The 24,902-nt window shown below is 55.1% G+C and carries 3 protein-coding genes (1 of these 3 only partly in view); all 3 read left to right on the top strand.

What is annotated here, in order from left to right:
- Tightly spaced (each overlapping or abutting the next), the 3 genes in view from ACQY6I_RS08420 to ACQY6I_RS08430 form a layout consistent with a single transcriptional unit that may run on beyond the window.
- Entirely contained in the window at window positions 1-11,112 is an 11,112-nt protein-coding gene (locus ACQY6I_RS08420) for an amino acid adenylation domain-containing protein (protein WP_428241031.1), read from the top strand.
- A complete protein-coding gene (locus ACQY6I_RS08425; RefSeq protein WP_428241032.1) occupies window positions 11,109-23,831 on the top strand; it encodes an amino acid adenylation domain-containing protein in 12,723 nt (4,240 codons plus the stop codon). The genes ACQY6I_RS08420 and ACQY6I_RS08425 overlap by 4 nt, the downstream gene beginning before the upstream one ends.
- Window positions 23,828-24,902, top strand: the 5' portion of a protein-coding gene (locus ACQY6I_RS08430) for an amino acid adenylation domain-containing protein (RefSeq protein WP_428241033.1). The gene runs 5,579 nt beyond the window's last position; the window shows 1,075 of its 6,654 coding nt (coding positions 1-1,075); it begins with the start codon at window positions 23,828-23,830; its stop codon lies beyond the right edge, outside the window. The genes ACQY6I_RS08425 and ACQY6I_RS08430 overlap by 4 nt, the downstream gene beginning before the upstream one ends.

Raw genomic sequence — 24,902 nt, forward strand, 5'->3', positions numbered from 1 at the left:
ATGGCTTCGGACATACTGACGCAAACGCAGGACCTGCCTTCAGGTTACGAAAAGCTGACTTCTTCACAACAAGCAGTTTACCTGGATCAGCTAATCAATCCGGAAGTACCGGCCTACAATATAGGGATCAAGATAAATTGTGATAGCAGCTTTGAAGCGGATGCCATCAGAACCGCTGTCGAAGCACTGTGTGTTCAACATCCATTTTTGACGGCAGTGCTGGTTGAAATTAATGGTGAAGTGCTGCAACAGACAAGCGAGGATTTTAAACCGGATATCGAGCTTGTTGATTATTCCGGGATCGAAAATGCCTCTCACCAGGCCGATGAGTATCTCATAAAACGTCTTCATGATACCTATGATCTGTTCCGTGCCGGCTGGCGGGCGGTGGTCGTAAAAATCAGCGAACACAGCTGGAAAATACTGTTGTGTGGCCATCACCTGTTTCTCGATGGCGTGTCAGTGGTGAATCTGTTTGAAGGCTTTCTACGCAACCTCGAACAACTTTATCTGGGTACAACCTTTGCGCAACTGACTCAGGAAAGTGACTGGAGTTACCGGGATTACATCCAGGAAGATCAGGCCTATCGCGCCTCTGCCCGATATCAGAAAGACAAGCACTTCTGGCAACAAAAATACCAGACCATTCCCGACTGTGTATTGCCACCCACCGGTGTGCCTTCGAAAGCCACCGACAAAAGTACATTCGAACGGGTCTATATTCCCCGGGCCGTATATAACCGGCTGGAAAAAGCGATCACCGACCACGGATTATCGATGGCTCATTTTGCCATTGCCCTGATTGCTGGCTATTACGCACGCCTTAAAAATCTTGATGAACTGGTCATCGGGGTGCCCGTTCACAACCGAACCAAAGCCCGATACCGCCACACCATCGGCATGTTTGCATCGATGATGCCGGTCAGGCTCCGCATTGATAAACAGCAGTCATTTTTGGCTCTGCTCGAAGAGGTCTCCAGAGAAGTACGCAGTGGTTTTCGGGCTCAGCGCTTTCCGGTAGCCGAAATTAACCGTCTGTGTCAGTTGTCCCAGATCGGTCGGCGACAGTTGTTTGATATCAGCGTGTCTTATGAAAGCAAATATGTTGAAAGCGATTATGCCGGTGGCACATTCAAGGGCATAACCATGCCTCTGGGATACGAAAACACTCCGGCTGCACTGGCGCTGAAGGATCACTACGAACAGGGCGATATCTGTCTGGAGCTGAACTGCAACTCCCTGTATGTCGAGGCCGATGAAGTAATTAAAGTTTGCCAGCGCTTAAAATACATGGCGGAGGTGCTGTCAGAGGCGCTGGAAAAACCGGTCGCCGAATTACCCATCGTCACACCCGATGAACAGCATTATCAAGTACATACTCTGAATCAATCTTTTTTTGCCTGGCGTGAATGTCAGTCTGGCAGGCCAAAACTGATACATGAATTGTTTGATGAATGTGCATTAAGCTTTGGTGATCATCCGGCGGTACTGTATCGATCCTGCAGGGGCGAAGAGCAACAGCTCAGCTATCAGCAGTTACATATCCGGGTTGATCGGGTTGCCCGTTACCTGAGTGAAAAAGGAATATCACCGGGCAGTATCGTTGGTGTTTATCTACCAAGACAGACTGACCTGCTGGCCATCATTCTTGGCATTCTCAAAGCCGGATGTGCTTACCTGCCGTTGTCGGTGGAGACGCCCGTCGATCGCGTCATCAAACTGACAGGATTGGCCCGTAGCCCGTTGTTGTTTGTAAATGATCAGAGCACCGCAGAACAATTTGCCAATGACTCTGCCATAGCTGTGGTTACTGCCGACAGAGCCTTGGTTTATGAAAGCTCAGCAGTTGTGACATTTCCGCAAGTGCATCCGCATGATCTTGCGTATGTCACGTTTACGTCCGGATCTACCGGCGAACCGAAAGGCGTCATGGTACAGCACGATGCCATACAGAGTATTTTTCAGGCCTGGCGCGGGAGCTATCCCCTGAATCCTGGCCATTGTCGTATTCTGCAAATGGCCAATGTGAATTTTGATGTTTTCAGCGGTGATTGGGTGCGGGCCCTGTGTTCGGGTAATACCCTGGTGTTGTGTGACCGGGAGAAACTGCTGTCACCGGTCCAGCTTTATCACGAGTTACTGGATAGCCGTATTACCTTCGCTGAATTCGTACCTGCAGTATTGCGTTCGTTGGTGGAATACATGGTCATGGAAGGGTTGCGATTTCCGCCGCTGGACATGCTTGTTGTTGGCTCTGACAGCTGGTACCACCACGACACCCAACAGCTGTTGGGTGTGCTTGGAGAACAGACCCGGTTTATCAATTCTTACGGTGCCACCGAAGCCGCGGTGGACAGTACCTGGTACGAAATCCATCCGGAGCAGGCGTTTGTCGGCAATATGGCGCCTATTGGAAAGCCGTTTGCCAATACCTGTACCTATGTACTGGATGACAATGGTCAGTGCCTGCCCTTCGGTAGTGTCGGTGAACTCTATATTGGCGGTCCTGGTGTGAGCCTCGGGTATTTGAACCAGCCAGAACTGACGGCAGAAAAATTCGTGCAGAATGCATTTCTGCAGGACGGCAGCCGTTGTTATCGCACCGGTGATATGGTGCGTTATCTCGCCGATGGCAATATCGAGTACATTGGTCGTACCGATAACCAAATCAAAATCAATGGCTACCGGATCGAACTTGCCGAAATCGAAGATCAGCTGGCGGCCATCGAATTTATCAAACATGCTGTTGTCACCGGACAAAAAAACCACCTTGGAACTCCGAGGCTGGTTGCGTACATTGAGTTGCACGATGATATCAGTATCGGGCAGCAACCGATCCCATTCATTAAGGATGCTCTCAACCGTAGTCTGCCGAAATATATGGTGCCAGCTGCGTTCAAACTGATAGATCAGTGGCCATTATCCGCCAATGGCAAAGTGGATAAAAAAGCGTTGTCGGCCATGGATGCCGATATTTTTAGTGAAGATTATTTGCCTCCAGTATCGAACGCAGAAAAAATTCTCACCGATATCTGGGCGAAGTTGTTTCGCATCGATCCTCAGCAGCTCAGTATTAATAGCAATTTTTTTGAACTTGGCGGCGATTCCATTCTGTCCATTCAGGTGGTATCGCGTGCGTCCGCTGCCGGTTTGAAATTGACCATCAAACACGTATTTGAACACCAGACCATTGCTGAGCTGGCGGCCTGCACAGAACTGCGTGCGACAACCGCCGTCGATCAGTCTCCGGTCACCGGAACCGCACCGTTGTTGCCGATTCAAATGCGGTTTTTCGAGGATCAAACCGATCTTGACCACTACAACCAGTCTGTCCTGTTAAGTACCACCGCGGCGTTTGATCCGCAGTCTCTGCCGGCACTGGTAAAGGCCTTGTATCAGCGTCACGATGTGTTTCGGTTGCGGTTCCATAGCTCTGCCGATGGCTGGCAGGCGGAACACACACCGCTGACAGATCAACGGCTGCGCGACAGTCTGGATATCGTTACTCTGGCGACGATTGAGCAGGCGCAGCTGCAAACGGTTTGTGATCAGGCTCATCAAAGTCTGTCTCTTGATGATGGCCCGCTGCTGAAGCTGGTCTACATTGGTCAAGCGGATACAGCAACTCCAGGTTATCTGTTTATAACGGTTCATCATCTGGTGGTTGATGGTGTGTCTTGGCGGATACTGCTGGAAGATATTCATACTCTGCTGGATCAGCATCAGGCAGGCAAAACATTCGGTCTGGCAGCGAAAACCACTTCCTATCAGGCTTGGGGCAGATTTCTTCACGAGTATGCCCGGTCGGAAGCATTCACGGAGCATCTTCAGTACTGGCAAGCAGTCAGTCGTATGGACACCGACAGCGTTCGTGCCACTGTTCCGGCCATTACTGAAACGCCATCGAAATCCTCCAACAGCATAAATATTGGCTTTGATGCCGAACTCACAGGTCAGCTGCTCAATCACGCTGGTCGGTGTTACCGCACCAATACCACCGAACTGCTGCTCAGTGCCCTCTATCTGGCAATATACCGGTTAACCGGATGCGCCCGAGTGGCCGTCGATCTGGAGCACCATGGTCGCGAAACTTTCAGCCAGGATATTGATCTCAGCGAAACCGTCGGCTGGTTTACCAGCCTGTACCCCCATGTACCGGATGTATCAACCTCACCCGGCTGGCACAATCCGGAAACATTGATCTGTGACCTAAAAGAAAGTGTACGCAGGATTCCGGCAAATGGTATCGGTTATGGCCTGTGTCGCTATCTGTTGCAGGACAAAACCCTGCCGCAACAGGCGGATATTGCCTTTAACTACCTCGGTCGCTTTGAAGCCCTTGCCGATGGTCGCTTTTTCTCTGACATCGTTGAAAACTACGGGCAGGTGATCAGTGAACTGCGGCAGCCGGAACATGGTCTGACGTTCGATGGCTGGGTCAAAAGTGAGACATTGCAATTTACCTTGAGTTATGACACCGGTCTTTACACCGAAGTGTTTGTGCAGTCTCTGGCTGATCAGTTTTCAGTAGCGGTCAGAGAGCTGACCGAACATTGTCTGGTTGCTGATCATGGCCGGTTAACACCGTCAGATATCGACCTGACGACCGTCGACCGGACCCAGCTGCAACTCTGGCAACAGCAGTATGAGCAGCAGAAACGCACTCTGGTGAACGTCTATCCGGCCTCCATGATGCAACAGGGCATGCTGTTTCACAGCCTGTTTGATAAAAGCAGTTATCACACCCAATTGTTGTTTGAACTGAGCGGCGAATTCGATACCGATGCGTTTCATTGGGCATGGCAGCAGGTGCTGGATCGCCATGACATCCTGCGCAGTTGTCTGGTGGCTCAACAGGATGGCCAGTGGCAACAGCTGGTATTCCAGGGCTTGGAACTGCCATGGCGATACGCTGATATCAGTGGTCGATCTGAAGTGGATCAGCATCAGGACATCGAACAATACCGGTTGGAAGACAAACGTCAGGGCTTTGATCTCAGTGATGCACCGCTGATGCGCGTAGCAGTGTGGAAAACAGCCCCCCGCAGTCATCAGGTGCTGCTGTCGCAACATCATATTCTTACCGATGGCTGGAGTATGCCGTTGATACTCTCTGAACTGCTGGCGCTCTATAGTGCCCGTCTTAGCCAGCAGCCATGTCAGCTGGCCAGTCCGGTGCCCTACCATCATTTCATTCGCTGGCAGCAGCAACAGGACAGCACCCGGGCCCGCAACTACTGGCGGCAGCGATTGGCAGATTTTCAGACGCCGACACCTCTACCCGGGCAGGTCACCCGTAGTGAAGAGCGGCATCCGGACAGCGCTGAATACAGTCATCTGCATGCGGTGTTCAGTGCTGCTGAAACCGCTCGTCTGAATGCCTTTGCCCGGCAGACCCAGACAACCGTAAACATCATTCTGCAGGCTGCCTGGGCTTGTCTATTGTCCAGCTACAGTCATGAAACCACAGTGACGTTCGGGGTTACGACTTCTGGTCGCCCGGCAGAATTGCCGGGGGTGGAAACCATGGTGGGATTGTTCATCAATACTCTGCCGGTCACCGTCGATGTGGACTCAGGTGTCACCATTGCCGACTGGTTGCAGCAACTGCATCAGGCCCAGGTTGGTAGTGAAGAATTCAGCTATCTGCCGTTCGCGGATATCAACCGGCTGGTGGACAAAGACCCCCATACTCCGCTGTTCGACAGTCTGCTGGTGTTCGAAAACTACCCCTCAGCTGAGTCTCTCGATCACAGCCTGAAAGCTGCGTCTTTACAGCTCACTGATCTCCACAATTACGAAGAAACCAATTTCCCGCTGACCCTGGTCGCCACGCTGGGTGAAACCCTGGCCCTGGACCTCGGGTTTCCGGCCGCAGATTTCGATGCAGCCATCATGGCCACTCTGCCGCAACGGCTCAAACAGATGATTCTGCAGCTGACAGACGATGCCCGGCAGCCGCTCGCAGCTGTTACGCCCGTCGATGCTATTGAACAACAGCAGCTGCATGCGTTTAATCAGACCGCGCGACCATTTGCCGATCAGCTGACCATGCATCGCTGGTTTGAACAACAGGTCCAGGCCACTCCGGACCATTGTGCAGTGGTCTGTGGTGAAGAACGTCTAAGCTACCGGCAGCTGGATGAGCGTGCCAATCAGCTGGCCCATCTGCTGCGGGCCCGACAGATCGGTGCCAATACCCCGGTTGGGTTGGCCTGTTATCGCAGTATCGAAATGATCATCGGTCTCTGGGGCATACTCAAAGCCGGTGGCGCGTATGTGCCGTTGGAACCGGATTATCCCGTTGAACGGCTGCAGGACATTATCGATACCAGTGGGTTGCAGCTGGTTGTGACTCATCAGGCGGCGGATATTCAAGTGCACTCAGTTACACAGATCGTCCTGGATGACGGTCTGGTTGTTCATCAACTGAATGCCCAATCGACGGCCGCACTGATCGATGAACCTGCCTGTGCCACCGATCTGGCCTACATTATTTTCACCTCTGGATCGACCGGCAAACCCAAGGGAGTGATGATAGAACACCGGGCGCTGGTCAATCGTGTCGACTGGATGCAGCGTGAATATTGTCTGGATCACACCGACGTGGTGCTGCAAAAAACGCCTTTCAGTTTTGATGTTTCGGTATGGGAATTCACTTGGCCGCTGGTTTGTGGTGCCACTCTGGTGGTGGCCAGACCGGAAGGACATAAAGATCCTCACTACCTTCAGGCCGTCAGTGTCGAGCACCGGGTTACAACTCTGCACTTTGTGCCATCCATGCTGCGGGTCATGCTTGAAAGCGGCCAGTGGAGTGGGTTTAGCAATGTTCGGCAGGTGTTTTGTAGCGGCGAAGCACTGACTACTGATCTGGTGGAACGTCACTATCAGCAGCATAACGCCGCGTTGCACAATTTGTACGGGCCGACCGAGGCGGCCATCGATGTCAGTTATTTTGCGTGTCAGGCACCCTCGGCCGGCGCATCCATGGTCAGCAATATCTCCATTGGCCGGCCGATCCAGAATATCCAGTTATACATACTTGGGCAGCAGCAACAGCTGTTGCCGGTGGGAGCCGTCGGAGAGCTGTATATCGGTGGTGTTGGTCTGGCCCGCGGTTACGCCAACCGCGACGATCTGACGGATGAACGTTTTGTACAGGTAACGCTGACAGATGGCGTACCGGTGCGTCTCTATCGCACCGGGGATCTGGCGCGTTGGCAGGCTGATGGCAGTATCGATTATCTCGGTCGCATGGACGATCAGGTGAAGATTCGTGGCCTGCGTATCGAACTGACCGAAGTGCAGCAGCACATTCTGGCGCTGGCCGGTGTGCGTTCGGCGGCGGTCATTACCCGGCCTGACCGCTCGCAGCAGCCGCGCATTGTCGCCTATGTGGTCTGTGAGGATGATCAGCCATTGCAGGCACAACAGATCCAGGTTGCGCTGCAATCACGGTTGCCAGACTACATGGTGCCGGCGGTGGTATGGGTGTTGGATGAATTACCCGTCACCAGCAATGGCAAACTTGACCGTAAAGCCCTGCCGGAGCCCGATTTCAGTGCCTCCGATACCGAATATGTCGCCCCGAGCGGACCACTGGCTCAACGATTGACACAGATCTGGGCAGATCTGTTGTCATTGCCTGCGGAGCAGATCAGCGCCGATGCTGATTTCTTCGAACTGGGCGGTCATTCTTTGCTCGCCATCCGATTAATGACCACTTTGCGGGCTGAATTTGATCAGGGTATCGATATTCGCAGTGTGTTCGAACACAGCCGTTTACAGCAACAGGCTGAGTGGCTGGTGCGGCGAGATCCCAATAACGTCGCTAGGGTGTCCGCAACACCAGAGATTACGGCCGCGGAAGACTGGCTTCAGCATGACCAGATCCCTGCCTCTTTCGCCCAGCAACGGCTGTGGTTTCTGGATCGGATTACGCAAGACAGTGGTCAATACCATTTACTGGGCGCTATCGAGGTGAAGGGGAATTTCAATGTCACGGTCGCCGAACAGGCGCTGAACACAATTCTGGACCGTCACCCGGTACTGCGCTGTCACTATCTCAGTGAGGGTGAGCAGGTTTTTCAACGTCTCAGCCACGATCAGCGGCTGTGTCTTAAGCATCTGGGACAGAGCGGTGATAGTGCCGATAAGCGTTATCAGGAGATGGTTGGCTTCGTTTGTCAGCCATTTGCCCTGGAGCAGGATTTGCCGATCCGCGCCGGTTGGCTGCAAACCGCTGACGATTCCGGCGTACTGCTGCTGGCCATGCATCACATTGCCTTTGATGGCTGGTCGATGACCTTACTGGCGCGGGAATTTTCGGAGCTGTACGCCGCCGGGTTGGAACAGCGGCCGGCGCGACTGCCCACCGTTGAGCTCAGTTATTTTGATTACGCTGTCTGGCAGCGGGATTTCCTCAACGCCGACCAGCCGGCACTCCAGGCACAGTTGGAATACTGGCAGACCCATCTCCAGGGGATTCCTGAAGTACACAGCCTGGCGACCGATGTTCCCCGTCAAGCGAATCAACAGCATATTGCCGGCCGTTGTGACATCCATCTGGAACAGAGCCTGCTGCAGGCGCTCAAAACTCTGGCCGGCCGTGAAAAAGTTTCCCTGTTCATGCTCCTGCATGCCGGTTTTTCGGTGTTGCTGTCCCGTTATGCTAATGACACCGATATCGTCATGGGTACGCCAGTGGCCGGACGATTGCAGCAGGAACTGGAAAACGTCATCGGCATGTTCGTCAACACCCTGGTTTTGCGGGCGGATTGCCGGCCTGAACAGACATTCCGGCAATTGCTGCATCATATCCGCGACACTCACCTGTCGGCGCAGCAACATCAGGACATTCCATTCGAATGGCTGGTGGAACAGCTCAATCCGGGTCGTAGCGCCCATTACAGTCCGATCATCCAGATCATGTTGAGCATGAACAACAACCAGCCGATAGAGATGCAGCTGCCGGATCTACAACTGACTCTGCACGATGGGCAGCAATATTTGCAAAGCCAGGCACAGGAAGCGGCACTGGAATTTCCCGGCAAATTCGAGCTGTTGCTGAATGTGGAGGAACAGGCTGACGGTCTGCTGCTGGCGTTTGAATACAGCCGTGCGCTCTGGCAGCCGCAGACCATGGCGCGGTTGGCAGAAAGTTTTGGGACCCTGCTACGGGCCATTGTTGATAACAGTGATCGCCGTCTCGACGAGTTACCACTATGTGCTTCAGCCGACGGATTACCCGTATCGATGGCCGAACCTGAACGCGGCTATGGCCCGGCGGATTCCATTCCCCGGCTATTTGAACAATATGCTGCCCGGATGCCGGAGCAGGTTGCACTGATCACCGCTGATCAATCCTTGAGTTATGGCGAACTCAACCGGCGTGCCAATCAGCTGGCGCGACATCTGCAAACTCTGGGTGCGGTTCCCGGAGCCCTGATCGGCACCTGCCTGCCGCGTTCGCCGGATCTGATCGTAGCGCTGCTGGCGATTCTCAAGACCGGTGCCGCATACGTGCCGCTGGACCCCGATTATCCACCGTCGCGACTCGACTACATGCTGGCCGACAGCCAGCTGAGCATTCTGATTCAGTCCGCTGCACCGGCGACATCATGGTCTGCCTCTGATGTGACGGTTTGTACTCTGGACGCCACGCTGCAACAGGCTTTGGATCAGCTGCAGGAGGATAATCCTGACTGTCCTTTGCAGGCAGAAGATGCGGCCTATATCAACTATACCTCCGGCTCTACCGGACAACCCAAAGGCGTGATCACACCGCATCGCGGCGTACTGCGACTGGTCCGCCAATGCCGCTTCATGACACTGAATGAACAGACCCGTTTCCTGCAGTTATCGTCGGTTTCCTTCGATGCTGCGACGCTGGAAATCTGGGGGCCATTACTGAACGGCGGCAGTCTTGTGCTGTATCCGGCTCAGGCATTTGATATTCAGATCCTGACTCAGCTGATCCGGCAGCATGACATTAACAGTCTCTGGCTGACATCGGCTCTGTTTGACCTCTGGAGTCATGCCGATGGTTTGGAACACTGCCATAGCCTGCGCTGGATTGCCGCCGGCGGTGATGTTGTTAACCCGCAGGCCGTGCGCCGGGTTTATGAGCGGCTGCCAGAGACCACGCTGATCAACGGTTATGGACCGACTGAAAACACCACATTTACCTGTTGTTATACGATTCCGTCGGCGCATCCGGTCGATCAGGCGCTGCCTCTGGGAACGCCGGTCAACGGCACTCGTGTTTATATTCTGGACCGCCATCAACAGCCCTTACCCCGAGGGGCCATTGGCGAACTGTATGCCGGGGGGGAAGGTTTGGCGCTGGGTTATCTGCATCAGCCGGAGCTGACCCGTGAACGCTTTATCGATCATCCGCAACTCGGTCGTATTTATCGCAGTGGCGACCTGGCACGTATCAATTATGACGGTCAGGTTGAGTTTGTCGGTCGTGCCGATAATCAGGTGAAAATACGTGGGTATCGCATCGAACCTGGGGAAATCGAGCGCCGCTTGCAAAGCCATCCGGCGGTGCAGACCGCTGTGGTGGTGGTGTGGACCGATGATGCACAGCAAAAAGATCTGGTGGCCTATCTCGTTGCGACGGATCCAGAGCAGACCGAGAGTGCCATCCATGCCGCCAGAACTTACCTGCGTGAGCAATTACCGGCGTACATGGTGCCGGCGTTTTTCATGGCATTAGCGGAGATACCGGTCACTCGCAACGGCAAGGTAGACCGGGGCGCTTTACCCCGCCCGGTCGTTAGTGCTACCGAATCGACTTATGTCGAACCGGTTACCGCAACAGAACAGCAATTGTGTGCCATCTGGAGCCGGCTGCTGAAAGTTGAAACCGGACACATCAGCGCCACGGATGATTTTTTCGATTTGGGCGGCCACTCGCTGCTGTCCATCAAACTGCAAACCGAAATCAAAGAACACTTCGACATCGAAATACCCGTAGTGACGCTATTTGAAGCCAGCACCCTAAACACCATGGCCGCGAATGTCGACATTCTACGGATTCAACACGGTATGGCCGACGAAACCGCCACAGACGAATACACCGACAGGGAAATATTTGAACTATGAACATGTTTGACTTACTGGCAAAGCTTCACCAGCAACACATCAAGGTCACAGCCGAAAATGGTCAGTTGAAACTGGATGCCCCGAAAGGCGCCATGACCGCGGAATGGTTACAGCAGATCAAAGACCACAAGGAAGATATTCTGGCCTATCTGCAATCCTCTGCCCAGCAGGACAACCGTATCGAGGTTGTTGAGCGCGGCAGACCGTTACCACTGTCCTTTGCCCAACAACGTCTGTGGCTGGTGGATCAGATGGAGGGCGGCAGCTCCCATTACAACGTCTGTAGTGCGTTTGAAGTGGATGGTGGGTTCGATGTGGTACTGGCGCGTCTGGCATTTCAGTGCATCATTGATCGTCATGAAACCCTGCGCACCGTGTTCATTGCCGATGAGCAGCACGGGGCTTTACAGGTCATTCGTGAAGACTGCGAATTTGAACTGCTGACACAGGACTTCAGCGGCAGCACGCGCAGTGACAGCCATGATCTGATTACCGAAAAAGTCCTCGCCGAGGCCGCTTATCAGTTTGATTTACAGCATGACCTGATGCTGCGTATCAGTTATCTCCAGTTTGCCGGCCAGCAAGGTATCCTGCTGTTTAATATTCACCACATTGCCTCTGATGCCTGGTCCCTCGGGATCTTGGTGAATGAATTTGCCGAATGCTATCGGGCACTGGCCAACAGTACTGCACCGCAATTGCCGGCGTTGGCGATTCAATACGCCGACTATGCCGTTTGGCAGCGCCAATGGTTATCGGGTGAGCGCCTGCAGCAACAGCTGGATTACTGGAAAACACAGCTTGCGGATCTGCCTCAGGTACACAGTCTGCCCCTGGATTATCCTCGCCCGGTGCAACAGACCTATCGTGGCGTCAGTCATATCGAGCCGGTGGCCGATGAGGTGTATCAGCAGCTGACCCGCCTGGCCAGAAACCAGAAATCCACGTTGTTCATGGTATTGCACGCGGCGTTCAGTGTCCTGCTGGCGCGCCATGGTCACAGCTCCGATGTAGTGATTGGCACACCGGTGGCCAACCGGCTGCAAAAATCCCTGGAACATCTTATTGGTTTCTTTGTTAACAATCTGGTGTTGCGGGTGGACTGTACAGACAACTGTACGTTTATGGAGCTATTGGCACGGGTCAAAGATATCAACCTCAAGGCTCAGAGCCATCAGGATGTGCAGTTTGACCAGGTGGTAGAGCAACAGAAACCGGAGCGCAGCAATCAGTACACGCCTCTGTTTCAGATCATGCTGAGCATGAATAACAACGATGCCTTTGAGCTGACACTACCCGACTGCCGGCTGGCGGCTGTGCATCCGGACGAGATCGAAACCCGCTATGAGCTGATCTTGTATGCCGTTGAAGAACACAATCATCTGTCCTTTAACTGGGTATACAACAAGGCCTTATTCAAGGCCGAGACTATCCACCGTCTTGCCGCACATCTGAATCGATTACTGGCGGATATCGGTCGTCACCCTGAAACCCCGATATACCAGCTGGCACTGCTCAGCGATGCTGAACAACAACAGTTGCAGGGTTTCAGCGAGGGTTCGGCTGCCGAGCACCGGACTCATGAAGCCGAGCCCGTATCAATACTCGCACAATTCGAGCAACATGCTGCGACGACGCCTGATGCCTGTGCCGCCGTTTGTGGCGAGGCGCGGTTGAGTTATCGCGAGCTGAACGAACGAGCCAACCAGCTGGCCAGACGGATGCAGCAACAGGGCGTTAGTCGTGGCGACCGTGTTGGTCTTTATCTGCTCCGCAGTATCCACCTGCCGGTCGCGATACTGGCGGTGTTCAAAGTAGGGGCCGCCTATGTGGCACTGGAGCCATCCTATCCACGCGCGCGGCTTCAGTACATGCTGGCCGACAGTGGCGCGACGCTGGTACTGAGCCAGAGCTCGCTGCCCTATACCGACGAACTGCCACAACAGATGCCGGTACTGGTGGTGGATGAGCATGATGCAGATGCGACGCTGAGTGGCGATAATCTGTCGGCAGTGGCACCCGGGGCGCTGGCCTACGTGGTGTACACCTCTGGGACCACCGGTCAGCCCAAGGGGGTGGCTGTCAGTCAGGATAATCTGGCCGCCTATGTGTCCGGTCTGTTGACTGCATACCCAATTGCCCATGGGTTACGTTACGGACTGTTGTCCACCGTAGCGACCGACCTGGGGAATACCGCACTGTACACCTGTCTGGTGCGCGGCGGTGAGCTGCATCTGATCGATGATGATACGGCTACTGATGCCCAGGCCTTCATGGCCTATCTGCGTCAGCAACAGCTGGCTTTTCTGAAACTCACTCCAAACCATTTCAATGCTCTGTTTGCGACCGAAGAGATTGACTCGACGCTGCCGCTGCAGTGGCTGTTTGTAGGCGGAGAGGCCAGTCATGGTGAAACCATCAGTAAGTTGCGGCGCCTGGCCGACAATGGGTGTCAGGTCATCAACCACTATGGCCCTTCGGAAACCACGGTCGGTGCGACGACCTATGCGCTGACCGCTGATCATCAGGATGCGGTGGTGCCCATTGGTCGGCCGCTGCCCCATGCCTGTACCTGGGTGCTTGATCATCATCGTCAGCCAGTGCCTCAGGGGGGCATTGGGGAATTGTATATCGGTGGTGATGGCGTGGCCCAGGAGTATCTGAATCAGCCCGAACTGACGGCGCAACGGTTTATCGATAACCCGTTTGGTAATGGAAAACTCTATCGTACAGGGGATCTGGTGCGATATCTGGCATCCGGCGAGCTGGAATTTATCGGTCGGGTCGATGCTCAGGTGAAAATCCGTGGATACCGCATCGAACTCGGCGAAATCGAACAGCAGCTGGCAGCCATTGATGGCGTACGTGCGGCGGTGGCCGTTATTGTTGAGGACGATAGCGGCGCGAAAAAAATTGCCGCCTATGTGGTCATGAATGATGCGCTGACAGGCGATGCCGATGTGATGCGTCAGACTCTGGCGCAGGCACTGCCGGACTACATGATTCCGGCCACGTTCACTTTTCTGCCACAACTGCCACTGACTTCAAACGGCAAAGTCGATCGCAAGGCGCTGCCGGACCCGGACGAAAATGCTACCCGTGACCAATACGTGGCGGCGCAAAATGAAGTTGAACAACAGCTTGTCGATATCTGGGCCAAAGTGCTGAAAACCGATGCCGCGACCCTCAGTACCACGGCCAATTTCTTCGAGTCAGGTGGTGATTCCATTCTGTCGATTCTGATGATTTCCCGGGCCGTCAAAGCCGGACTGGTGTTATCACCCAAACTGCTGATCAACTACCAGACCATTCAGACTCTGGCTCCTCATGTAAAACGGAAAAATGCGCCCCAGGCCCCGTCCGTGACCGACAACGCCAGCAAGGGCGAGCAGCCGCTGTTACCGGTGCAGCAACGGTTCTTTGAATGCGAGGTCGAGCCGCATCACTATAACCAGTCTGTACTGATTACCACGCCCGCTGGGTTCAGTCTTGAACAACTGCGCCATGTGGTCAGCTGGCTGGTCAAAAAACACGATGTCCTGCGGTTGAGTTTTGAGCAGCGTCAGCAGGGCTGGCACGGTCATTATGTGGCCGTCGAAGAGTCGGCGCTGCAATCGGCCATTCGTCATATCCGGGTACCCTCCCTGGCGACGGATGCGCTGAGCAGTATCCTTGACGACATTCAACAGGGTCTGGTGCTCGATAGCGCACCATTGATCCGGTTTGTCTGGCTGACCACGGCGGATAACACTGCCGGGCGGTTGTTGATCGTGGCTCATCACCTTGTCGTTGATGGGGTGTCCTGGCGTATTCTGCTGGCGGATATGGAGCTGTTGATACAGCAGGCAGATAACCATGACGCGCTGCAACGCTGGCAGGCTCAGAAAACCACTTCCTATCAACAGTGGGCGCAGCAGCTGCAACGATACGGCAGTAGCCAGCGCGCCGCTGATCGCCGCGCCCGCTGGCTGCAGATTCTACAGACAGAGGCGCCACAAACTCTGGCAATCCGCGATGATGCCGGTCAGGGTCATCATGGTGAGGCCGGCGAACACAATTTCGCCCTCAATGCTGAACTGACCGAACTGTTGTTGAAACAAGTACCCCGTCGCTATCGCAGTAACGTCCATGAAGTACTGCTGACGGCTCTGTATCTGGGGCTGTCGCAATGGGCGGATATCGATACCCTGCGCATCGATCTGGAAGGTCATGGCCGTGAAACCGGTCTGGCTGATCTGAGTGAAGACCTCGATCTGAGTCAGACCGTCGGCTGGTTTACCTCAGTGTACCCGGCGTTACTTTGTGCAGACCGTTACGATCTCGCAGCGACCCTGTCTGTGATCAAGGACCAGCTGCGGCGGATCGAACATGGCGGTATAGAGTTCGGTATTTTCAAATACCTGCTCCGGGACGAGGCGTTTGTCCGCTGTCCCGCATCACCGGTCATTTTCAATTATCTCGGCCAGTTTGATCAAAGTCTGACCGATGACAGTGACTTTGCGCTCACCACTGAGTCCAGTGGCTGTGAAATCAGTCCGCGTCGGCCCCTGGCTTACGAATTGAACATCAGTGCCGTTATTGTCGAGCAGACGTTGCAGTTCAGTATTCTGTTTGACCGGCAGCGGTTTACCGATGCTTCGGTGGCGCAGTTGAACAGTGCCATTGAATCGGCCCTGCATTCGTTGATCGATCATTGCCTGACCATACCCGAAGGCACCTGTTCGGCAGCGGATTTCCCGTTGGCTCACCAGGCTGAACCGGGGTTACAGCAGGCTCAGCTGAACGCCTTGCGGACGGCCGGATACCAACTGCATCCGCAGTCGTTGGAATTGACCCGTGAATCGGACAATGGCACCGGCATCAATACCGTGGTGGATATCTATCCGGTCACGGCAATGCAGCGCGGCCTGCTGTTTCATAGTGCCGTAGAGGGCGGGGCCTATGTGTCCCAGCTGGTTATGACCCTGAAGGGTGAACTTAACCTCGAATATTTTCGCCGCGCCTGGCAGTCAGTGGTCAGCCGGCATGCAATTTTCCGGACCTTTTTCATCGGTCTGGATGCCGCCGCCGCGTTTCAGGTGGTCACACAGGCGGCGCAATTGCCGTTTCAGGAGGAGGATCTGAGTCAGCTGCCAGCCGATAAACAGCAGGCGGTGCTTGAGCGGCTGGTGGCTGAGGACAAACAACACGGCTTCGATCTCCAGCAGGCGCCGTTGATGCGGGTGACCGTCTGGAAGCTGGGAACTCAGCATTTTCAGGTGCTGTGGAGCCGGCATCATGCTCTGAGTGATGGCTGGAGTTCACAACAGGTGTTCGAAGAAGTGACCGCGACCTATCAGTCACTGCTGCAACAGCAACCGTTGCAACTGCCCGAACCACCGCCTTATCGGAACTATATTGCCTGGCTGCAACACCAGAACGTAACAGCCGCGCGGGAGTTCTGGCGTCGTTATCTGCAACCGGTCAATGCGCCGACCCGTATCGGCGTTGCCGGTGTAGCAGTCAATGGTGATGAAACCGGATTGGGACGGGAAATCCTGCAGCTCGATCCGGTTTTGTCTGAGGCCATGGCTACCCTGGCGCGCCAGTCCCGTACGACAGTCAGCACGGTGGTGCAGGCCGCCTGGGCTTATCTGTTGTATCGCTACAGCGGTGAAAACCGGGTGACGTTCGGAGAGACCGTTTCCGGCCGTCCGGCGGACCTCGATGGCGTTGAAACCGTGGTTGGGCTGTTCATCAACAGTTTACCGGTATCGGTCGAACTGGCACCGCAGAGCACGGTGCTGAATTGGTTACAGTCGCTGCATCAGGCCAGTATCGAACGCAGTGAGCACGGATTCGTGCCGTTGGCGGACATCCAGCAGCTCAGTGCGTTGAACAATCACAGCGAACTGTTCAGTTCGCTGATCGTGTTCGAGAGTTATCCAGGCGAGCAGGGGGCAGACAGTGTGGTGGATAGTGGTTCCGGATTACAGCTGGAATCATTTTATACCGATGAATACACCCACTACGACCTGACCCTGTGTGTGGAACCCGGGGCGGCGATGGAATTCCGGCTTGAATATCAGCGTCAGCGCTATGCTCCGGTGATCATTCATCAGATGCTGACGCATCTGCAACGCATCCTGCAACAGCTGGTAGCAGCTCCGGACGCCCGGATAGCTGACATCGAATTGCTGTCGGTCGACGAACAGCGTTTGCAGTTACAGCAGTGGAACAGCCCACAGGTGCAATATGCCGGCGCGGCTACCATCCACGAACGCTTTCAGGCATTGGCGGCACAGTATCCGCAACGGGTGGCTGCGGTGCATAACGAGGACAGCATCTGCTATGGCGAACTGGACCAGTATGCCAACCGACTGGCCGGTTATCTGCGTGCCAAGGGTATCGCCAAGGGCAGTCTGGTCGCCATTTATGCCTATCGTTCGGTACATTTTCTGGCTGCCATACTTGCGACCATGAAGGCCGGCGGTGCTTATGTGCCTCTTGATCCGGTTAATCCGCCGGAACGTATTCGTTACATGCTGGAGGATTCCGCCAGCGCCGTGGTGATTACCCAGAGTGCATTGCTGGACCGTATCGATAACGCCGATGCGGTGAATATCTTCTGTCTGGACCGTGACCAGTCACTGTTGTCGGCCTATGCCGATGATGCGCCAGTGACCGGGGTCAGCGCTGATGATCCGGCCTATATGATCTACACCTCCGGTTCCACTGGCCGGCCCAAAGGTGCGTTGGTTCATCATGCCGGCGCTTTGAACCATATCGATGCCGAGTTCGATGTACTGAATTTTATGTCTGCCGACCGGCAGCTGCTGCCGAAAAATTTCCTTCAGAGTGCGGCTTCCAGTTCCGATGTGTCGGTCTGGCAGTTCCTGGCACCGGTGATCAGTGGCGGGCACACCGTCGTGCTCGATGATATGACTGATTTCGCCAGTCTGATGCAGATGCTGCAACAGCATCGCGTGCATCTGATCCAATGTGCTCCGGTATTGCTGCAGTTGCTGGTGGAATACGTTGCCGAACTGCCACCGGCGCAGCGGGCGTTACCCGATCTGCAATGGATGATGTGCATCGCCGAAGCCGCTCCCGTCAAGCTGGTGAACCATTGGCTGTCGCTGTATCCCGATATTCCCATCATGAATGGTTATGGTCCGTCGGAGGCATCCGACGACATCACTTACTACATTGTCGATAAACCGTTGCCCGATTCCGAACGCAATATTCTGATCGGTAAACCATTGCCAAACCTGACGGCTTATATCGTTGATCCGCAACTGCAGCTGCAACCCCTTGGCGTACCGGGAGAGCTGTGTATTTCCGGAGTCGGCGTCGGGCCGGGTTATTGGCGCAATCCTGATAAGACGGCCAGCAGTTTTGTCAGCAACCCGTTCAGCCGCGATGGCAATGCTTATCAGGTGCATGGCGACCGCATTTACCGTACTGGCGATCTGGCGCGCTGGTTGCCGGATGGCAATCTGGAATTTATGGGCCGTCTGGATAATCAGACCAAAGTGCGCGGGTTCCGTATCGAACTTGGGGAGGTGGAGGCCCATCTGGCACGCCTGTCCGGTATTGGCGAAGTCGCCGTGCTGGTGCGTAAGGACAGTCTGGGCAACAACACCCTGGCGGCATACATCGTCTGCCGCTCGCAGGCGCCGTTGTCGGTGCAGCACATCCGTGACCAGCTGAGCCAAAGCCTGCCGGACTACATGATTCCGGCCACATTCACCTTTATGGACAAGATGCCGTTGACGCCGGCCGATAAGATTGATCGCGCCGCCTTGCCGGAACCGACTGTGGAGCTACGCGAAGATTTCGTGGCTCCGGCTGGTGAGAAGGAAATCAAGCTGGCAAAAATCTGGCAGGAGTTGCTGGGCATGGCTCAGGTCAGTGGCAACGACAACTTTTTTGCCTGTGGCGGTGATTCCATTCTGACCATTCAGCTGGTCTCACGGGCGCAACGTGTGGGGGTGAACATCACCCCACGGCAGGTGCTCGAAAGCACCAGTCTGACGGCCCTGGCCGCAGTGGCCAGTGATGAGCGTCGGATCGATGCACCGCAGTATCCGATTAGCGGACAACAGCTCTGGCTACCGGTTCAGAGCCGCTGGCTGGCAGGTGATCAGACCGACATGCACCATTACAACCAGTCGTTTCTGCTACGGCCACCAGCCGGGTTTGAAATGGGGCAGCTGCAACAGATCCTCTCTGCGTTGTACAAAAAACATGATGTTCTGAGACTGAGCATACAGCCGGCGGCGGGCGTCTATAGCCCGTTCCAGTCGTCGCTGGTTCACGATGCCATGGGCCATGAATCCATTGCCGGGCTGGCTGTGAATGACAAGCCGAACCGGCTGCGGCAGATCTGCGAGCATGTCCAGACCACGCTGTCCTGGGCGGATAACCGGTTGTTACGGGCTGTTTTGATTGATGCCGACCGTGAAGAAGAACGGCGTTTGCTGCTGGTCATCCATCACATGATCGTCGATGGCGTTTCCTGGCGCATCATCAAGGCTGATTTCGAACAGGCCTGGCAGCAACTGCAGGCCGGCCAGGGCATTGATCTTGGACCTAAAACGTCATCGTTCCAGCAATGGGCCGGTGCTCTTAACCGTTATGCCGAAACCGGCATCAGCGAGGCGGAACGCGAGTACTGGAGCGCACAGCACAGTACGGTCGTGACGCCATTGCCCGTCGATCAGCAGACTGATGACCACACCATGGCTGCGGCAGCAGAGCTTCGCTTTGAGCTTGACCGCGAGATCAGTGCAGAACTCGAAGGTCGGTGTCATCAGGCATACCACACCCGCAGTGATCATTTGATTCTGGCGGCAATTGTGCGGGCCCTGAATCTGTGGTTCGGGCGATCCAGCATCAAGGTCGAACTTGAAGGACACGGGCGTTTTGATCAGCTCGATCAACTGGATGTCAGTGAGACCGTTGGTTGGTTTACCAACCAGTACCCATTGATATTCAACGTTAATAACGACTGTAACATCGCAGAACTCATTACCCAGGTGAAGGAAACCCTCAATACCGTGCCGAATGATGGTATGGGGTATGGCCTGCTGTTTGGTGGTCAGCCCGCTGATGATGTGCAGATCTCCTATAACAACCTCGGTAAAGTCGATAACGCAGAAACAGCCGGTGAAGCGTTCAGTATCGCCACCGAAGCTTATGGCAACGACGTCAGCCCACGCCGTCAGCGAGAACATCCGTTGTCCTTCAGCGTCAAAACGGAGGCGGGAATACTGTCTCTGACCGTCCATTACAACCGTCACGAATACCAGCAAGACACCATCGATGTGCTGGGTGCGCAGATCATTCGTACCCTGACCGGGCTGATCGGTCACTGTTGCAGTCGTCAGAACCGTTGTTTTACCCCCAGTGATTTCCCGTTATTGCCGGTTACCCAAGGGCAGTTACAGACATGGCAGCAGAGTTATCCGCAGCTGTGCAAACTGTATCCGGCCACGGCAATGCAGCGCGGCATGTTGTTTCACAGCGCACTGGATGCCTCGGCCTATTGTTCGCAGTTGGATCTGCAACTGCACGGACCTCTTGAAACCGAAATTTTCCGGCAGGCCTGGCGGACGGTTATCCGTCGTCACGATATTTTCCGGACGGCGTTTGTCGGCAGTGAGCATCACCAGTTGGTGGTGGAGGACGCTGACATGCCCTGGACCGAGCAGGACTGGCGACCATTGAACACCGGGCAACAGGAGCAGCAGTTTGCAGACTACCAGCAGGCTGACAAAGCCAGGGGATTTGATGAAACCCAGATTCCGCTGATGCGTATGTCACTGTTTCGTCTGAAGGACGATCAATATCGGCTGTTGTGGAGTAACCATCATGTGCTCATGGATGGTTGGTCGTTGCCAACGGTGTTTGCTCAGGTCATGGAATACTATCAGGCCGGCCTCAGTGATCCAGCGGCAACTATCAGCCTCGTGCCGCAGACACAATATGACGATTACATCCACTGGTTGCAGCGCCAGGACCACAATGCTGCAGAAGCGTTCTGGCGCAATTATCTGGCGACTCTGGAAACCCCAACCCACCTGAGCCTGCCGGCTGCTACGGCCACGTCGGACGATAGCTCCGGTGAATGCCGATTGGATCTGTCGGCGACATTGACCGCACAGCTGCAACAGCGCGCCCGACACCACAGAACCACCCTGAATATCCTCATGCAGGCGGCCTGGTCCTACCTGCTGCATTGTTACAGTGGTGAAGATCAGGTGCTGTTTGGTGAAACGGTGGCTGGTCGGCCGGGGGATCTCAACGGCGTCGAAGACATCGTTGGGCTGTTTATCAACAGCTTGCCCGTCAAGGTGGATTTCAGTGCCGATATGACCATTGCTGACTGGCTTCAGACATTACACCACGACAGCTCCAGCCGCAGTGATCATGGCTTTCTGTCATTGCCGGAAATCCAGAACCTCAGTCCCTTCGGTAACGGGGTGACGCTGTTTGAAACCCTGCTGGTGTTTGAAAACTTCCCGGTGGCCGGTCAGTTGCAGGAACAGTCCGTTCTGACCATCAGTGATGTCTGCGCCGACGAACAGACCAACTTTGATTTCACCCTGGTCATTTATGCCGGTGACACACTGGCGTTGAACCTGCGTTATCAGCCTCAACAGCATGATTCCGCAGCGGTGCAGACTTTGTTGCGGCATTTTGCCGGTATCCTGGAAAGTCTGGCGGATCCGCAACGGCTGAAGCTCAGTGAACTGACGATGCTTGATCCAGAGGAAACCCGCTGGCTGCTCGATCCAGCTCTGCGCCCGACCCCGCATCGGCCTGTGGAAAGCGAACTGCGGCTCGGTGAGGTGGCCCGTCAGGCCGCTGAGCAACCGTTGCAGCGTCTGTTTGAACAACAGGTTGAACGCACTCCGACTGCTATTGCTGTGGTTTGCGAAGGTGAGTCGTTGAGCTATCAGGCCCTGAATGAGCGGGCCAATCAGCTGGCGGCGGAACTGCGGACTCATGGGTTATCACCGGATACTCTGGTGGGCATTTGTCTGGAACGTTCTGTGGACATGGTGGTGACCATACTGGCGGTACTCAAAGCCGGGGCCGCCTATGTGCCGCTGGACCCGCACTATCCGCGCGAGCGTCTCGACTACATCGTCAGTGACAGCCGGATGGCATTACTGATTACCGAAACCCGGCTGACAGAGCGCTTCAGTGAGCAGTCGTCGCTGACGCTGATCTGTCCGGATCAGCCTGAAATGCAGCAGCGTCTGCGTCAGCATCCGGCCGTTAATCCCGAACCTTTACCCGGTGCCGGCAGCCACGATCTGGCCTACATCATTTACACCTCCGGATCCACCGGCCAGCCCAAAGGCGTCATGGTTGAGCATGGCAATGTGCACCGGCTGATGCAGGTGGCGCAGCTGGATTTTGAGTTTAGTGGTGATGATGTCTGGACCTTGTTCCATTCCTTCGCATTCGATTTCTCGGTCTGGGAGATCTGGGGCGCATTGAGCAGCGGTGCCCGATTGGTGGTGGTACCGAAAACAGTGGCGCAGTCGACTGAAGAGTTTTATCAGTTGCTGGCACGTGAGCAGGTGACGGTGCTGAACCAGACCCCGACGGCGTTCGAACAACTGTGCCGTATGGATGAACTGCAGCCGCAGCCGCTGGCGTTGCGTTATGTGATCTTCGGCGGGGAGGCGCTGAAGCTCGAATCCCTGCGTACCTGGATCAGCCGTCATGGCGATAACCAGCCGACGTTGATCAACATGTACGGCATTACCGAAACCACCGTTCACGTTACCTGGCGGCGTATTACCGCCGCAGACATCAGCAGTGGCCGTGGCAGTCCGATCGGTTATCCGCTGGCGGATTTGCGGGTGTACATCCTTGATGCCCATCAACGGCCAGTGCCGGTCGGCTGTGTCGGTGAGTTGTATGTCGCCGGTGCCGGGGTAACCCGTGGTTATCTGCACCGGCCGGAGCTGACCGCCGAGCGCTTTGTGAACTCGCCGTTTGCCGCCGGAGAAACCCTGTACCGCACCGGAGATCTCGGCCGATGGCTGGCCAATGGTGAAATCGACTACGTCGGACGTATCGATCATCAGGTCAAAATCCGTGGTTTCCGGATCGAACCGGGTGAAATCGAGCAGCACATTATGGCCCTGGATTGTGTCAATTCAGCCCTGGTGACCGTGCATAACCAGGCTTCTCTGGTTGCTTACCTTACACCGGCACAAACATCGCGGGCCGAGCCGGCACGGCAGCCGGAACTGATCACCGAAGTACGAGCGGCACTGCGGCAATCTCTGCCGGAACACATGCAGCCGACTTTCTATGTGGTCATCGCTGCTTTCCCATTGACCGCACACGGCAAGATCGACACCCGCGCACTGCCGCAGCCGGATATCAGCGGATCGCAGCAGAGCTATCGGCAGCCGGCCGAAGGCTGCGAACAGACTCTGGCGGAACTGTGGGCCGGATTGCTCGATATCGACGCAGACAAGATCAGTGCCGATGCTCATTTCTTCGAACTTGGTGGTCACTCGCTGTTACTGATCAAAGCCGCAGCGGCCATTCGTGATGTGTTCGAAGTGGCGCTGAGCCTGCGGGACATTCTTGAAAACCCACGCCTGAATGAACTGGCGGCGGTGATCTATCAGCATCGCCTGACCCAACAAATAACCATGGATAACGACGACGCGTTACAAGCAGATGAGGTGGAAACGGTCATATGAATAAAATCTCGCTTTTCGAAGCGCTCCACGCCAAAGGAATCAAACTGCAACTGGATGACAACCTGAATCTGAAAGTCAGAGGCAAACAGGAGAATCTCGATTCACAACTATTGCAGACTCTCAAAGATCATAAGGCTGATATCGTGCGCTGGTTACAGGAAGAACAGACAGCGTCCACTCCGGCCATTGTCGCCGTCGACCGTCATCAGCCATTGCCAGCCTCCTTTGCTCAGCAGCGGCTGTGGTTCATCGATCAGATGGAGCGGGATAGTCGCCATTTTCATATTCCTGGCGGTTTACACATTCAGGGAGACTTTGACGAAGCCGTAGCCGAACGGGCGCTGCAGCGTATCGTCGACCGGCACGAGCCGCTGCGGACGGTGTTTCAGGAGAGCGAACAATATCCGTTGCAGATCATCCGTACCCATGTGCCGTTCAAGTTAGAATGCCATGACCTTTCCGGGATCGATAACCGGGAGGATCAGGATGCCCGCGTCAGTGAAATTCTGCAGGCGGTGCTGACAGAGCCGTTCGATCTCAGCCGGGACCTGATGATTCGTGCCAGTTGTCTGCGGCTGGACGAGCAGTCACGGATCCTGTTTTTCAATCTGCATCATATCGCTGCTGATGGCTGGTCAATGGCGATTATCTTTCGCGAATTTATGGCCCAGTATCAGGCCATTACCTCCGCCGCGACCGATCCGTTAGCGCCCTTGAGTGTGCAGTATGCTGACTATGCCGTATGGCAGCGTGATTTTATGGCCGCCCGTGGCAGCGCTTACCAACAACAGCTGAATTATTGGCAACAGCAGCTTCAGGGATTGCCGCAGTTGCACAGTCTGCCAACAGATTTCAGCCGTCCGCGGCAACAGAGTTTCAATGGCCGTATCCATCGCGTTACTCTGCCAGCCACTCTCCAACAGCAGCTGGAACAACTGGCTGCTGCCCATGACTGTACGTTGTTCGTGTTACTGCACAGCGCCTTTTCGCTACTGCTGAATGCCTATGCCGATGATTCTGATATCGTCGTCGGCACCCCGGTGGCGAATCGTTTGCACAGTGAACTGAAGG

Source organism: Gynuella sp. (assembly GCF_050297175.1).
Lineage (GTDB): Bacteria > Pseudomonadota > Gammaproteobacteria > Pseudomonadales > Natronospirillaceae > Gynuella.